Here is a 15,361-nt window from a genome sequence, read left to right as displayed (position 1 = left end):
CGCTGCGTGACCGCGCAGGGAACTGTGACTGGTGCCGGGCCGGACGGACGGGCTGTGACAACGGGATGTGACACAGAGGACCGCGGCGTCCCCCGGGCGTCCGTTAGCGTAGTGGTTCCGCGGCACCGAAGGGGATCAGGGTACGTTGAGCAATTCCGCCGACACTCCCGCTGGGCCGGCCCGCAGCCACAGGTGGCGCCCGGTCCGGGTGCTCACCGCTGCCGTCTTCGCCCTCGCCGGACTGATCTTCGTCACCAGCTTCAACACCGCCAAGGGCACCAACCTCCGCACCGACGCCTCCCTCCTCAGGCTCTCCGACCTGATCGAGGAACGCAGCCACAAGAACGCGGGTCTCGACGAGTCCGCCGCCGCCCTGCGCCGCCAGGTCGACGCCCTCGCCGCCCGCGACGACGGCTCCACCAAGGCCCAGGACGAGCGGCTTCGCGCCCTGGAAGCCGCCGCGGGCACCACCGAGACGTCCGGCCCCGGCCTCTCCGTCACCCTCAACGACGCCCCGCCCAACGCCCAGGCCGCGCCCGGCTACCCCGAGCCGCAGGCCAACGACCTGGTCATCCACCAGCAGGACCTCCAGGCCGTCGTCAACGCACTCTGGCAGGGCGGCGCCAAGGGCATCAAGGTCATGGACCAGCGGCTCATCTCCACCAGCGCCGTGCGCTGCGTCGGCAACACCCTGATCCTCCAAGGCCGCGTCTACTCGCCGCCCTACAAGATCACCGCTGTCGGTGACCGCGACAAGCTCGGCAAGGCCCTCGCCGACTCCCCGGCCATCCAGAACTACCAGCTGTACGTGAAGGCCTACGGCCTCGGCTGGAAGGTCGACGAGCACAGGGCCGTGACTCTGCCCGGCTACTCGGGCACAGTGGACCTCCACTACGCGAAGCCTGTGAGCTGACGCATGCGCTGACCGGGGGGAGCCGGGTGCGGTGACGGTGCGACTGGTCGTACGGACCCTCAGCGAGCTGTGCATCACCGTCGGCGCCCTCATCGTCCTCTTCGTCGCGTACCTCCTGTACTGGACCGGCGTCCAGGCCGGCAGCGCCACCGCCGGCCAGCTCGACAGCCTCCAGCGGGAGTGGGTGGAGCGCCCGGTCGAACCGGCCGACACCGCCGAGACCGCCGCCCCGGCCGGCGCGCCCCGCGAGAGGCCCGCCCCGGCCCCGTACGCCGACGGCAAGGGCTTCGCCGTCATGTACGTCCCCCGCCTCGGCAGGGACTGGGAATGGCCCGTCCTGGAAGGCACCCGCACGGGGACCCTCAAGAAGGGCCTCGGCCACTACGCCGGCACCGCGCGCCTCGGCGAGACGGGGAACTTCGCCGTCGCCGGGCACCGCCGCACCTACGGCGACCCCTTCAAGGACTTCCCCCGGCTCCGACCCGGCGACGCCGTCGTCCTCACCGACGGGACGACCTGGTTCACGTACCGCGTCGACCGCGCCCCGTACCGGACCGTGCCCACCGACACCGCCGTGATCGACCCGGTCCCGCGCAGGTCGGGATACGACGGGCCCGGCCGCTACCTCACCCTCACCACCTGCGACCCGGAGTGGGGCAGCAGCCACCGGCTGATCGTCTGGGCGCACCTGGACGCCACCCAGCCGGTGACGGCCGGTCGTCCACAGGCCTTGGGTCATCCACAGGCTTCGGACGGTTGACCCCCGACCGCCCCGGCGCCCCGTACTCTGGTCCCCGTAACGAACGGAAGGGGCGGCGGACGTCATGTACGGATGGATCTGGCGGCACCTGCCGGGCAACGCCTGGGTGAAGGCGCTGATCTCGGTCGTGCTGGTCCTCGCGGTCGTCTACGTCCTCTTCCAGTACGTGTTCCCCTGGGCGGAGCCCCTGCTTCCGTTCAACGATGTGACGGTGGACGGCCAGTGAGCGCGCGAATTCTCGTCGTCGACAACTACGACAGCTTCGTCTTCAACCTCGTGCAGTACCTCTACCAGCTCGGTGCCGAGTGCGAGGTGCTCCGCAACGACGAGGTGGAGCTGAGCCACGCCCAGGACGGCTTCGACGGCGTCCTCCTGTCGCCCGGGCCCGGCGCCCCCGAGCAGGCCGGCGTCTGCATCGACATGGTGCGGCACTGCGCCGCCACCGGCGTGCCCGTCTTCGGCGTCTGCCTCGGCATGCAGTCCATGGCCGTCGCCTACGGCGGGATCGTCGACCGCGCGCCCGAGCTGCTGCACGGCAAGACCTCCCTCGTCACCCACGGGGGCAAGGGCGTCTTCGCCGGGCTGCCCTCGCCGTTCACCGCGACCCGCTACCACTCGCTGGCCGCCGAGCCCGCCGCCCTGCCGGACGAGCTCGAGGTCACCGCGCGGACCGAGGACGGCATCATCATGGGACTGCGCCACCGTGAACTGCCCGTGGAAGGCGTGCAGTTCCACCCCGAGTCGGTGCTCACCGAGCACGGTCACCTGATGCTCGCCAACTGGCTGGAGCAGTGCGGGGACACGGGCGCCGTCGCGCGGTCGGCAGGACTCGCGCCGGTGGTGGGCAAGGCCGTCGCGTGACGGCCGGGTCGCCGTGGTTCCGGGCGGCGAACCTGCCGCCCGAGGAGCCCGAGCCCCGGCAGATACCCGTCCCCGGGCCCGCAGAGCCCGTACCGGCCCCGTACGAGCCCGAGACGGCCGTCTACGAGGCGATGACGGCCCCGGACGCCTACCAGCCCCACCAGGCGCCCCCGGCGCCCCAGGAGGCGCAGGGAACGCCGTACGGGACGCCCTACCAGGCGCCCTACGAGACCTCGTACGACGCCTCGTACGAGATACCGGGCGACACCGCGTACGAGGCACAGCCCGAGACGCCGTACGAGGCCGTGCCCGATTCCGAGACGATGGCGCTGCGCACCGTCGAGGAGACCGCGCCGGTGCCCGGCCCCGGGCGGGCCGAACGCCGGCGCGCCGCCCGGCGCAAGGGACGCGGTGCCGCCGCCGAGCCGGCCCCCGCCGCCGTACCCGCGGCGCCCGCCGCCCCGCTCTCCCGCGTCGAGGCCCGCCGCGCCGCCCGCGCCGCCAAGGACAGCGTCGGCGTCGTCCTCAGCCGGGTCGTCGGCGAACTCTTCATCACCTTCGGCGTGGTGATGCTCCTGTTCGTCACCTACCAGCTGTGGTGGACCAACGTCCGCGCCGGCCAGGAGACCGACAAGGCCAAGGAGGAGATCGAGAACTCCTGGTCCCAGGAGGACCGCGAGCCGGGCGCCTTCGAGCCCGGCAAGGGCTTCGCCATCATGTACATCCCGAAGCTGGACGTCGTCGTCCCCGTCGCCGAGGGCATCGACAAGACCAAGGTCCTCGACAAGGGCATGGTCGGCCACTACGCCGAGGGGCAGTTGAAGACCGCCATGCCCTCCGACAAGCAGGGCAACTTCGCCGTCGCCGGCCACCGCAACACCCACGGCGAACCGTTCCGGTACATCAACCGGCTCCAGCCCGGCGACCCGATCGTCGTCGAGACCCGCGACGCCTACTACACGTACGAGATGACGAGCATCCTGCCGCAGACCTCGCCGTCGAACGTCGCCGTCATCGACCCCGTCCCCAAGGGCTCCGGCTTCACGGGACCCGGCCGCTACATCACGCTGACGACCTGCACGCCCGAGTTCACGAGCACGTACCGCATGATCGTGTGGGGCAAGCTCGTCGACGAACGTCCGCGCGACAAGGGAAAGCCGGACGCGCTCGTAGGCTGAGCCCCACACCTGCGACCACCCACACCTCGACGGGACGACCTAGTGGCACGAGCGCGCAACCGGATCGCCGGGATCATCAGCGTCTTCGGCGAACTCCTCATCACCGCGGGCCTCATCCTCGGCCTCTTCGTCGTCTACTCGCTGTGGTGGACCAACGTCCTCGCGGACCGCGCCGCCGACAAGGAGGGCGACCAGGTCCGCGACCACTGGGCCGACACCGGCCCCGGAGCGCTCGACACCAAGGACGGCATCGGCTTCCTGCACGTGCCGGCCTTCGGTGACGGCGAAGTGCTCGTGAAGAAGGGCACCGACACCAAGACCCTCAACAACGGCGTCGCCGGCTACTACACCGAGCCGGTCAAGTCCGCCCTGCCCCAGGACAAGCAGGGCAACTTCACGCTCGCGGCGCACCGCGACGGCCACGGCGCCAAGTTCCACAACATCCACAAGCTGAAGACGGGCGACCCGATCGTCTTCGAGTCCAAGGACACCTGGTACGTCTACAAGGTCTACAAGAGCCTCCCGGAGACCACGAAGTTCAACGTGGACGTCCTCCAGCCCGTCCCCAAGGAGTCCGGCAGGACCAAGCCGGGCCGCTTCATCACCCTGACGACCTGCACCCCGATGTACACCTCGGACTACCGCTACATCGTGTGGGGCGAACTGGAGCGCACGGAGAAGGTCGACTCGGCCCGCACCCCGCCGGCCGAGCTTCGCTGAGACGCGAGCCCTGCGACCCGAGACGACGTAAGCCCCGGCATCCTGGATGCCGGGGCTTACGTCATGGGTCCGTCGACCGCTCGGTCCGGCTAGCCGAAGAAGCCGCCGTTGCCGTCGTCGTTGTTGCCGCCGATGGTGAAGACGGTGATCGTGTCACCCGCGTTCACCATGCTGCCGGCGGGCGGGTTCGTGCCCATCACGGTCGCGCTGCCCTTGTCGGAACCCTGCTGCACCACGTTGAGCCCCAGACCCTCCAGCTGCGCCTTCACGTCGCTGAACTTCTTGCCCTGGACATCGGCCGGGATCTGGACCTGCGCGGGCTGCTGCGGGCCCTTGGAGACCTTCAGCGTGATCTGGACGTCCTTCGGCTGGTTGGTGCTGCCGTTCGGGGTCTGACCGATGACGGTGCCCAGCGGCTGCTCGGAGTCCACGTCCTGGCGGGCCACGTTCGTGAAGCCGAGCTGGGCGAGCTGCTGCACGGCCTGGTCGTAGTTGCGGCCGGTGACGTCCGGCAGCTGCGACTGCTCCTTCTTGGCGACGGTGATCGTCACCTCGGAGTTCGTCTCCGCCTTCGCGCCGCCCTCGGGGCTCTGCCGCAGCACACGGCCGGCCTCCTGGTCGGACTCCTCGTACTTGATGGAGACCTTGAAGCCCTTCTCCTTGAGCTGCTCCTCGGCCTTGTCCTGGAACTTGTCGGTGACGTCCGGGACCTCCACCTGCGGCGCGCCCTCCGACACGACCACGGAGATCGTCTCGCCGACGTCCATCTTCGCCGTCGGGGCGTACGCGGGCGTCTGGCTGCAGATCGCGCCCTTCGGCTGGTCGCAGCGCTCGGTGCCCGACTGCTGCACCTTGACCTGCGAGTTCTCCGCGAGCTTCTCCGCTTCCTTCAGCGTCTTGCCGACGAACTGCGGCACCGGCACCTGGTCGGCGCCTTCCTTGGTGTCGAAGATCGAGCGGCCGATGAGGATCGCGCCGACCAGGACCAGGACGCCGGCGAGGACCAGCAGGATGGTCGAGGTGTTCGACTTCTTCTGGCGGCGGCGGTCCGGGCGGTCGTCGTAGCCGTAGCCGCCGTCGTCCGGGTTCATCGGCGGAAGCATGGTCGTCTGGCCGGCCGGGTCGGCCTGGCGCAGCGCCGTCGTCGGCTGGTCCTCCGGCGGGTAGCCACCGCCGTAGCCGCCGCCGTAGGCGACGGCGCCCATCGCGGCGGTCGCCGCGACCGGCTGGCCGTCGAGGCACGCCTCGATGTCCGCGCGCATCTCGTCGGCGGACTGGTAGCGGTAGTCGGGGTCCTTGACCAGCGCCTTCAGGACGATGGCGTCCATCTCGGGCGTGATCTCGGGGTCGAAGACGCTCGGCGGCTGCGGCTCCTCCCGCACGTGCTGGTAGGCGACGGCGACCGGCGAGTCACCGATGAACGGCGGCCGGACGGTCAGCAGCTCGTACAGCAGGCAGCCGGTGGAGTACAGGTCGGAGCGGGCGTCGACCTGCTCGCCCTTGGCCTGCTCCGGGGAGAGGTACTGGGCCGTGCCGATCACCGCGGCGGTCTGCGTCATGGTCATGCCCGCGTCGCCCATGGCGCGCGCGATGCCGAAGTCCATGACCTTGACCTGGCCGGTGCGGGTCAGCATGACGTTCGCCGGCTTGATGTCGCGGTGCACGATCCCGGCGCGGTGCGAGTACTCCAGCGCCTGCAGGATGCCGACGGTCATCTCCAGCGTGCGCTCGGGCAGCAGCTTGCGCCCGGAGTGCAGCAGCTCACGCAGGGTCGACCCGTCGACGTACTCCATCACGATGTACGGGATGGAGACCCCGTCGACGTAGTCCTCGCCGGTGTCGTAGACCGCGACGATCGCCGGGTGGTTGAGCGAGGCGGCGGACTGGGCCTCCCGGCGGAACCGGGCCTGGAAGGACGAGTCACGGGCGAGATCGGCCCGCAGCGTCTTCACGGCGACGGTGCGGCCGAGCCGGGTGTCGTGCGCGAGGTACACCTCGGCCATGCCACCACGGCCGAGCACCGAGCCCAGCTCGTACCGGCCGCCGAGGCGACGCGGCTCTTCCATAGCTTCTCCAGCCCTCTCCGTCTGTCCCGACCGCACCCATGTGTGGTCCGGCGGTGTGTGCTGTTCGCGCATACGCTACCGGCCGCGAGGAAGCGCTTCGTCCGCCGACCGCCACCTGATACCACACCGGTACACGGCCGGGGCTCCGGCGTGGCGCCGGTCACCGAGACCGGCGCCGTACGCCCGGAAGACCGGCTTCTGCCCTCAGCTCCGGCTCGTGAGCACCGCCTTCATCACGGACTTGGCGATCGGGGCCGCCAGGCCGCCACCGCTGATGTCCTCGCGGTCCGTGCCCTCCGAGTCCTCGACGATCACGGCGACCGCGACCGGCGAGCCCTGGTCGGTCTTCGCGTAGCTGATGAACCAGGCGTAGGGGCGCTTGGCGTTCTTCTCGCCGTGCTGCGCCGTACCCGTCTTGCCGCCGACCTTCACGCCGTCCATGTTCAGGTCGGCGTTGCGGCCGGTCCCGTTCTGGACGACGTTCTCCATCATCTCCTGGAGCTGCTGGGCGGTCTTCTGCGAGACGGGGCGGCTCAGCTCCTCCGGCTCCGTCTTCTTGATCAGGTCGACGTTCGGCGCCCGCAGCTCGTCGATCATGTACGGCTTCATCAGCTTGCCGTCGTTGGCGATCGCCGCCGTGACCATCGCCATCTGCAGCGGCGTCGTCGCCGTGTTGAACTGGCCGATCGACGACAGCGCGTTGCCACCGCGGTCGGCGTTCTTGTCGTACACCGAGGCGACGGCGCGGACCGGCGTGAACTGCTCGGCGTTGAAACCGAACTTCTCCGCCATCTCGACCATCTTGTCGCGGCCGACGTCGTCACCGAGCTTCGCGAAGACCGAGTTGCAGGAGATCTCCAGGGCACGGTTGAGGCTGGCGTTGGCGCAGCCGCTGGCGTGGTTCACCATCTCCTTCGTGGAGAGCGGGATCTTCCAGCCTTCGGGGGTGTCCGTCGCCGCGTTGATGTCCTTGACCGCGCCGTTCTCCAGCGCCGCCGCGGCCGTGACGACCTTGAAGACCGAGCCGGGCGGGTAGATCTCGCGCAGCGCGCGGTTCAGCTTCGGCTTGTTCTTGTCCTTCTCCAGCGCCTGCCAGGCCTTGGCGTCCGCGTCGTGGTAGCCGGCGAAGGACGCCGGGTCGTACGACGGGGTGGAGGCCAGCGCGAGGATCTTGCCGGTCGACGGCTCGATCGCGACGACCGCGCCCGTCTTGTCGCCGAGACCCTTGAACGCGGCCTTCTGCGCGGCCCCGCTCAGGGTGGTGACGACGTCGCCGCCCTTCTTCTTCTCGCCGGTGAACATCGCCAGCGTGCGGTCGAAGAACAGCCGGTCGTCGTTGCCGGTGAGGATGCCGTCCTCGATCTTCTCGATCTGGCTGGCGTCGAAGGCCTGCGAGGCGTAACCGGTGACCGGCGCCCACATGCGGCCGTCCACATAGGTCCGCTTGTACTTGTAGAACTCGTCGCCGGAGTCCACGGACCCGGTGATCGGCTTGCCGTCGACGATGATGTTGCCGCGCTCGTTGGAGTAGCGCTCGATCGTCACCCGCTTGTTCTTCGGGTGGGCGTTCAGTTCGTCGGCGCGCACGTACTGGAGCCAGTTGTCGCGCACCAGCAGGGCGAGGATCAGCAGGCCGCAGAAGATCGCGACACGGCGCAGCGGCTTGTTCACGGACGGACCACCTGCGTCATCTCGGCGTCGGGGTTCGGGGCGGGGGACGGCGCGGGGCGGCGCGCGGTGTCGCTGATGCGGATCAGCACGCCGACCAGCGCCCAGTTGGCGATCACGGACGAACCACCGTAGGCGAGGAACGGCATCGTCATACCGGTCAGCGGGATGAGCCCCATCACACCGCCGGCGACGACGAAGACCTGGAGGGCGAAGGCGCCCGAGAGGCCCATGGCGAGCAGCTTGCCGAACGGGTCGCGGGCCGCGAGGGCCGTCCGCACACCACGCTCGATGATCAGCCCGTAGAAGAGCAGGAAGACCATGACGCCGGCCAGGCCGAGCTCCTCGCCGACCGTGGCGAAGATGAAGTCGGAGTTCGCGGCGAACTGGATGAGGTCCGAGTTGCCCTGGCCGAGACCCGTGCCCAGGATGCCGCCGGAGCCGAACGACATCAGCACCTGCGTCATCTGGTCACAGGCGTACGCCATGTTCGTGCCCTCGGGGGCCGTCTTCAGGCACTCGAACGGGTCGAGCCAGGCCTGGACGCGCGACTGCACGTGGCTCGCGGTCGAACCGACGACCACGGCGCCCGCCGAGGACATCAGCAGACCCATGACGACCCAGCTCGTCCGCTCCGTCGCCACGTACAGCATGATCACGAACATGCCGAAGAACAGCAGCGACGTACCGAGGTCGTTCTCGAACACCAGGATGAGGAGGCTGACCGCCCAGATCGTCAGGATCGGGCCGAGGTCACGGCCGCGCGGCAGGTAGAGCCCCATGAACCGGCGGCTGGCCAGCGCCAGGGCGTCCCGCTTCACCATCAGGTAGCCGGAGAAGAACACGGCCAGGACCAGCTTCGCGAACTCACCGGGCTGGATGGAGAAGCCGCCGACCCGGATCCAGATCTTCGCGCCGAACACGTCCGCGCCGAGACCCGGCACGAGCGGCAGCAGCAGCAGGACCAGCGCGACCACCATGGAGATGTACGTGTAGCGCTGCAGCACCCGGTGGTCCTTCAGGAGCAGCAGCACCGCCACGAACATGGCGATGCCGATCGCCGAGTACATCATCTGGTTCGGCGCGGACGGGCTGAACGCCCCGTACGAGCGCTTGGCCAGGGCGATCAGCCGCGGCGACTGGTCGAGGCGCCAGATCAGCACCAGGCCCATGCCGTTCAGGAGCGTCGCGAGCGGCAGCAGCAGCGGGTCCGCGTACGGCGCCCACTTGCGCACCACGAGATGCGCGACACCCGCGAGCAGGGTGAGGCCGGCACCGTACCCGAGCATGCCGGGCGGCACCTCGCCGTCGATCGCCAGACCGACGTTGAGGTAGGCGAACACCGGGATGGCGACGGCGAACGCCAGCAGCGCCAGCTCGGTGTTACGGCGGCTCGGCGCCTCGATGGCGCCGATGGTGGTCGTGTTGGTGACAACGCTCATGGTGGTGAAAGGCCCCCTACGGGTCTGCTTACTGCTTGCCGCAGTTCGAGGCCAGCTTCTGCTCCTCCGCCGACAGGGTCGGTCCAGGGGACGGCGCGGCTGTGGTGGGCTTGGGGTTCGGCGCGGCGGCACCGTCCGTGGACGGCGGCGGCGTGCTCGCCTTGTCCGCGGCGTCCGCGGCGGCCTTCTGACGCTCTTCCTTCTTCTTGCAGGCCGAGGCCTGCAGCGCCAGCTCGGAGATCTTCGTCTCGGCCTTGCCGAGGCTGCCGCCCGCGATCGTGTCCTCCACCTGCTTGCGCTGGTACGCCGGCAGGTACTTGAGTTCGATCTCGGGGTGGTCCTTCTCGACCTCCGACAGCTTCAGCCAGGCCAGGTCCTGGCTGATGCCCCGGTACAGCGCCACGTGCTCGTCCTTCGAGCCCACGAAGTACTGCGTCTGCGTCCAGCGCCAGCCGCCGTACAGACCGCCGCCGACGACGGCGAGCGCCAGCACGATGAAGAAGGAGCGCTTCAGCCACTTGCGGCCGGCGCGCGGCTTCACGAAGTCGTCCTCGGCGTACGAGCCGAAGGAGCCCTGCGGCGGCATCCCGCCGTAGCCGTGGTCGTCGCCGCTTCCGGGCGGGCCGAAACCACCGGACGGAGGCTGCTGGTGCGGAGCCGGCCGGCCGAGACCCGAGGCGCGGCCCGCGGGCGTGTGCATGGCACCGCCGTCGTGCAGCTGCGCCTGGTTCTCGGCGACCGCGCCCACGATCATCGGGGTGTCGGAGAGGTGACCCGCGAGGGTGTCGCCGCCGTCGACGTCGAGGACGTCGGCGACGATCACCGTGATGTTGTCGGGGCCGCCGCCGCGCAGCGCGAGCTGGATCAGCTCCTGCACGGTCTCCTGCGGGCCCTGGTAGCTGGCGAGGGTCTCTTCCAGGGTCTGGTGCGACACGACGCCGGACAGTCCGTCGGAGCAGACCAGGTAGCGGTCGCCGGCCCGCACCTCACGGATCGACAGGTCGGGCTCGACGGGATCGCCGCTGAGGACCCGCATCAGCAGCGAGCGCTGCGGATGGGTCGTCGCTTCCTCCTGGGTGATCCGGCCCTCGTCGACGAGCCGCTGCACCCACGTGTGGTCCTGCGTGATCTGCGTGAGGACACCGTCCCGCAGCAGGTACGCGCGGGAGTCGCCGACGTGCACGAGGCCGAGGCGCTGACCCGTCCACAGCAGGGCGGTGAGCGTCGTGCCCATGCCCTCGAGACGCTGGTCCTCGTCGACCATCAGCCGCAGCTGGTCGTTGGCGCGCTGCACCGCGGTGCTGAGCGAGGTCAGGATGTCCGAGCCGGGGACGTCGTCGTCGAGCGTCACCAGGGTGGAGATCACCTCGGACGAGGCGACCTCGCCGGCGGCCTGGCCGCCCATGCCGTCGGCGATCGCGAGGAGCCGCGGACCGGCGTAGCCGGAGTCCTCGTTGCCCTCGCGGATCATGCCCTTGTGCGAGCCCGCGGCGAAACGCAGTGACAGACTCATGCCCACCTGCCCTGTCGGCGCCGTGTCGGGATGCCGCCGGTCTCGAGCCACACTGCCCACCCTCCGGTCGGGAGCCCGTACCCACCCTGGCCCACTGCCCGGGCTGCCGCGCGGCCCTCAGGGCGGTCCGTCGTGGGGACCGTCCCGGCGCGCTCGCTCCGCTCGCTCATTTTCGTACTACTTCCGCAGCTCGATGACGGTCTTGCCGATGCGGATCGGCGCACCGAGCGGAATCGGCGTGGCGGTGGTGAGGCGGGTCCGGTCGAGATACGTGCCGTTGGTGGACCCGAGGTCCTCGACGATCCACTGACCGTCCCGGTCCGGGTAGATCCTGGCGTGCCGGCTGGAGGCGTAGTCGTCGTCCAGCACGATCGTCGAGTCGTGGGCCCGGCCCAGCGTGATGGTCTGCCCCTGCAGGGCGACCGTCGTGCCGGTGAGGGTGCCCTCGGAGACGACGAGCTTCGTCGGGGCGCCCCGACGCTGCCGGCCGCCGGGCGCGGCCTGCTGGCCGCCCCGCTGCTGCGGCGGGGCGGCGGCCTGCCGCCCGCCCTGCTGCGGGCGCGCGTCCTGGCGGCGCGAGCCGCGCTGGGTGACCCGCGTGCCGAACAGGTCGCTACGGATGACCTGGACGGCCACGATGACGAACAGCCACAGAACGGCCAGGAAACCCAGCCGCATGACCGTCAGGGTCAGCTCTGACATTGCCCCCGCTTCACCCTTCGGCTTGCCGGTAAACGATGGTGGTGCTGCCCACGACGATCCGCGAGCCGTCGCGGAGCGTAGCGCGGGTGGTGTGCTGCCCGTCCACCACGATGCCGTTGGTGGACCCGAGATCCGCGATCGTCGAGGGCGTTCCGGTCCGGATCTCGCAGTGCCGGCGCGAGACGCCGGGATCGTCGATCCTCACGTCCGCGTCGGTGCTGCGACCGAGGACCAGGGTCGGGCGGGAAATCTGGTGACGCGTGCCGTTGATCTCGATCCAGCGGCGGATCTGACCGCCTGCGGCGGACGTCGGCGCGGGACCGCCGGGACGGCCCGCGGCGGGCGCCGTCGGACGGTGCCCGGGCATCGCCGGCGCACCCGGCGGCGGCGCGGCGGGCATCGGCGGGGCACCGGCGGGGGCCCCGCCGCCGTACGCCGGAGGCGGGTACCCGTAGCCGCCGCGGGGCGGCTGCTGGCCCTGACCGGGGTGCGGCGGCTGACCGGCGGGCGGCTGCGGCTGTGACGTACTCGACGCGAGCGTGCGGCTGCGCACCCGGTACAGACCGGTGTCGAGGTCGTCGGCCTTCTCCAGATGGACCTTGATCGGGCCCATGAAGGTGTACCGCTGCTGCTTGGCGTAGTCCCTGACCAGGCCGGCGAGCTCGTCGCCGAGCTGGCCCGAGTAGGGGCTGAGGCGCTCGTAGTCCGGCGCGCTCAGCTCCACGATGAAGTCGTTGGGGACGACCGTCCGCTCGCGGTTCCAGATCGTCGCGTTGTTGTCGCACTCGCGCTGGAGCGCGCCGGCGATCTCGACGGGCTGGACCTCGGACTTGAAGACCTTGGCGAAGGTGCCGTTGACCAGACCTTCGAGTCGCTGCTCGAACCGCTTCAGGACTCCCATGGGGCACCTCCTCCGTCGTTGTCGTCGTACTGCTTACTGATCGTATCCACGCGTCGGGAAATCGGCTGGTTCCCCTTCTCTGCCCTGTGGACGAGTGTCACCTCTCACAGACCTTCCCCCACGGATCGTAGAGGCGGCCTGTGGACAGTGTCCCGCACCCGGGAGCAGAGCAGGAGGGTGCCGTCCTTCACTCCCCTCTTCACTTCTCCCTTCACTCCTCTCCCGGCACTCCTCGCTCTCCTCTCTCCTCGTCCGCGGAGGAGGGGCCGAAACAACGGATGTGAATCCAAGGCCTGCGGCGTGCTAATCTTCAGATGTCGCCAGGCGAACGAACCGAAAGGTGAGGGAGCCGGGAGACCACCCAATGCGCGGGTGGCGGAATAGGCAGACGCGCTGGATTCAGGTTCCAGTGCCCGCAAGGGCGTGGGGGTTCAACTCCCCCCTCGCGCACCAGACGGAAGCCCCGTAGGTCGATGACCTACGGGGCTTCCGCGTGTCCTGCCCGTGTTGTTGCCTTTGTCACGGTGGGGGCGGCGGGGGCGGCGGCGCGTTGGGCGGGGTGGGTGCCGCGGCTCGGGGCTGGGGATCGGTCGCGACGTTCGTCGGTGCGAGGCGCGACGAAAGAGGACGGCGGGCCGGTGAACGCCCGCCCTATCGTGCGGGCGTGGAAGCTCCTACGAAGACCCGGACTCCCGCCCGTACGCGGCTGAAGACCCCGACTCCCTCCCGTACGCGGCTGGTGACGCTGCTCGGCGACGGGTGGCGCTGGTTCGCGGTGCCCGGGCAGTGGTCGCGGCGCAGGACCGCGGGCGAGCTGGTGCTCGCCGTCGTCATGGCGCTGCTGGCCGCCGGCACCGAGGACGTCCTGGGCGGCGGGGGATGGACGCTCGCCGCCGTCGCGCTGGCCTCGGCCGCGCTGTCGCTGCTGCGCCGCCGCCTGCCGGCGACGGTGCTCGTCGTCACGTCCGCCCTCTCCCCTTTCATACCGGGCTTCCTCGCGCTGCTGATACTCCTCGGCTGGTCCGCCGGCCGCTACGTCGCGGGAGTCGAACGGGCGCTCGCCGCGTTCACCACGGCGTACGTGCTGAACATCGCGGGCACGGCCGTCGAGGCCTGGCAGCAGCAGCGGCTGCTCACGCTCGCGTTCATCTCGACGCTGTACTTCCTCGCGACGACGCTCGCGCCCGGCCTCGCCCACCGCTACTGGACCCAGCGCAGGACCCTGCTGCACGCGCTCCAGGAGCGCAACGTGCAGCTGCTGCGGGAACGGGCCATGCTCGTCGGCCAGGCCAGGATGCGGGAACGGCAGCGGATCGCCCAGGACATGCACGACAGCCTCGGCCACCAGCTGGCACTGATCTCCGTGCACACCGGGGCGCTGGAGGTGGATCCGAACCTGACCGACCGCCAGCGCGAGGTGGTCGCCGTGCTGCGGGGCGCGTCCATGGACGCCATGCACGAGCTGCGGGAGGTCGTCGGCATCCTCCGCGACGGGGTGGAGGCGCCCGACGACGCGGACCGGGGCGGCCAGGGCGTCCCGCTGGTGCGGCCGGGCGACGAGACGGGGCGGGCGGCACGGGGGACCGCCGGCATCGAAGGGCTCGTCACGGCAGCCCGCGCCGCCGGCACGGCCATCGGCCTGAACCGGCACGGCGAGACCCGGCCGCTCGCGCCTGCCGTCGACCACGCCGCGTACCGCATCGTCCAGGAAGGCCTCACGAACGCCTACAAGCACGCCCCGGGCGCCCCCATCACCGTCGAGGTGAGGTACGAGCCGGACGCGTTCGTCGTCGAGGTGCTCAACGAGGAGCCGGCCGAGGCCCCGTCCGACGTCGTCAGCGGCGGCCAGGGGCTGCCCGGCCTGCACGAGCGGGCCCGCCTGGTCGGCGGCATCGTCCACGCCGGCCCCGCGGACGGCGGCGGCTTCCGGGTCGCCGGGGTCCTGCCGTACGGGGCGGTGGAGGCCGCGCCGTACGTGGACCCGTACGCCGCGCCGTACACGGACCCGTACGCCGCACCGCAGGCCGATCCCTACGCCGCGCCTTTCGTCGATGCGGCCGACGACTTCCGGCAGCAGTCGAAGGGGCCCCGGCGCGGCCACCGTGGTCGGGTCGCAGTCGGACCGTCCGACTGGACGGTGGCCGAACGGGAGCTGGCGATGGCGATGCAGGCGGGCAGGGGCAGGAGCACGGGCAGCGGGATAGCGATCGGCTGCGGGATCGCGGTCGCCGCCCTGGTGCTGCTGCTCGTGGCGGCGGGCTTCGGCCTCTGGTTCCTGATGGGTTCGGTGTCGAAGGGGATGATCGATCCCGCGCAGTACGACGCGGTCAAGGTCGGCGACAGCGAGCGCAAGGTGCGTGACGGTCTTCCTTCGGGTGACACCATCGCCACCACCGGTCTGCACGGGAAGGGCCCCGCGGAGCCCGAGGGATCGACGTGCCTGGTCCTGATGAGCTCGGAGACGAGCGAGGACTTCGACAAGGAGCCGGTTTTCCGGTTCTGCTTCAAGGACGGCAAGCTGATCGAGAAGAAGTCGTACGAGGTCGTGCGCTAGGGCGTTCGCGCGAGGGCCGTTGGGGAGTGGCTGTGGACGGGGCAGGGACGGGACCCGCGACGGGGACGGCATCAACGGCTTCG

The 15,361-nt window shown here is 70.4% G+C and carries 13 protein-coding genes and 1 tRNA gene; 8 read left to right on the top strand and 6 right to left on the bottom strand.

Translation table 11 applies throughout. The features are described 5' to 3' along the window. Window positions 1–145 precede the first annotated feature (145 nt). The 6 genes from ACFVGS_RS24125 (at window position 146) to ACFVGS_RS24100 (ending at window position 4,432) form a co-directional block, all read left to right on the top strand. Window positions 146–913, top strand: a complete 768-nt coding sequence (locus ACFVGS_RS24125; protein WP_384417944.1) for a DUF881 domain-containing protein — start codon at window positions 146–148, stop codon at window positions 911–913. Window positions 914–944: 31 nt separating this feature from the next. After that, entirely contained in the window at window positions 945–1,673 is a 729-nt protein-coding gene (locus ACFVGS_RS24120; protein ID WP_385693617.1) for a class E sortase, read from the top strand. 64 nt (window positions 1,674–1,737) lie between these two features. Beyond that, on the top strand, window positions 1,738–1,899 hold the full coding sequence (locus tag ACFVGS_RS24115; protein WP_030493741.1) for a hypothetical protein: 162 nt from the start codon (window positions 1,738–1,740) through the stop codon (window positions 1,897–1,899). Continuing rightward, window positions 1,896–2,534, top strand: coding sequence for an aminodeoxychorismate/anthranilate synthase component II (locus tag ACFVGS_RS24110; RefSeq protein ID WP_384417950.1), 639 nt, complete (start codon window positions 1,896–1,898; stop codon window positions 2,532–2,534). The genes ACFVGS_RS24115 and ACFVGS_RS24110 overlap by 4 nt, the downstream gene beginning before the upstream one ends. Beyond that, the gene (locus tag ACFVGS_RS24105) at window positions 2,531–3,712 is read left to right on the top strand and encodes a class E sortase (protein WP_385693616.1); all 1,182 of its coding nucleotides are present in this window, start codon (window positions 2,531–2,533) and stop codon (window positions 3,710–3,712) included. The genes ACFVGS_RS24110 and ACFVGS_RS24105 overlap by 4 nt, the downstream gene beginning before the upstream one ends. Window positions 3,713–3,754: 42 nt before the next feature. Beyond that, window positions 3,755–4,432, top strand: coding sequence for a class E sortase (locus ACFVGS_RS24100; RefSeq protein ID WP_384417956.1), 678 nt, complete (start codon window positions 3,755–3,757; stop codon window positions 4,430–4,432). 89 nt (window positions 4,433–4,521) lie between these two features. On the opposite strand, the gene pknB is transcribed toward ACFVGS_RS24100, so the two are convergent. From pknB to ACFVGS_RS24070, 6 genes are all read right to left on the bottom strand, one after another. Further along, window positions 4,522–6,498: a Stk1 family PASTA domain-containing Ser/Thr kinase gene (gene pknB / locus ACFVGS_RS24095; protein ID WP_385693615.1), complete on the bottom strand. Its 1,977-nt coding sequence runs from the start codon at window positions 6,496–6,498 to the stop codon at window positions 4,522–4,524. 204 nt (window positions 6,499–6,702) lie between these two features. Next, complete coding sequence (locus ACFVGS_RS24090; RefSeq protein WP_384417962.1) at window positions 6,703–8,169, bottom strand: peptidoglycan D,D-transpeptidase FtsI family protein; 1,467 nt, start codon at window positions 8,167–8,169, stop codon at window positions 6,703–6,705. Continuing rightward, a complete protein-coding gene (locus ACFVGS_RS24085) occupies window positions 8,166–9,608 on the bottom strand; it encodes an FtsW/RodA/SpoVE family cell cycle protein (protein WP_384417965.1) in 1,443 nt (480 codons plus the stop codon). Before ACFVGS_RS24085 ends, ACFVGS_RS24090 begins: the two co-directional genes overlap by 4 nt. 28 nt (window positions 9,609–9,636) lie before the next feature. Further along, window positions 9,637–11,121: a PP2C family protein-serine/threonine phosphatase gene (locus ACFVGS_RS24080; protein ID WP_384417968.1), complete on the bottom strand. Its 1,485-nt coding sequence runs from the start codon at window positions 11,119–11,121 to the stop codon at window positions 9,637–9,639. A gap of 177 nt (window positions 11,122–11,298) precedes the next feature. Then, on the bottom strand, window positions 11,299–11,823 hold the full coding sequence (locus ACFVGS_RS24075; RefSeq protein WP_384417971.1) for an FHA domain-containing protein: 525 nt from the start codon (window positions 11,821–11,823) through the stop codon (window positions 11,299–11,301). A gap of 10 nt (window positions 11,824–11,833) precedes the next feature. Continuing rightward, a complete protein-coding gene (locus ACFVGS_RS24070; RefSeq protein ID WP_384417974.1) occupies window positions 11,834–12,724 on the bottom strand; it encodes an FhaA domain-containing protein in 891 nt (296 codons plus the stop codon). A 366-nt stretch (window positions 12,725–13,090) separates the two neighbouring features. On the opposite strand from ACFVGS_RS24070, the gene ACFVGS_RS24065 reads away from it, so the two are divergent. After that, window positions 13,091–13,177 (top strand) — tRNA-Leu (locus ACFVGS_RS24065). Window positions 13,178–13,556: 379 nt separating this feature from the next. After that, on the top strand, window positions 13,557–15,278 hold the full coding sequence (locus ACFVGS_RS24060) for a sensor histidine kinase (protein ID WP_384418024.1): 1,722 nt from the start codon (window positions 13,557–13,559) through the stop codon (window positions 15,276–15,278). The last annotated feature ends 83 nt before the right edge of the window (window positions 15,279–15,361 follow it).

The organism is Streptomyces sp. NPDC127114 (genome assembly GCF_042677525.1).
Classification (GTDB): Bacteria; Actinomycetota; Actinomycetes; order Streptomycetales; family Streptomycetaceae; genus Streptomyces.
Note: the sequence above shows the minus strand (reverse complement) of the source record. Positions and strands in the feature narration are given on the sequence as shown.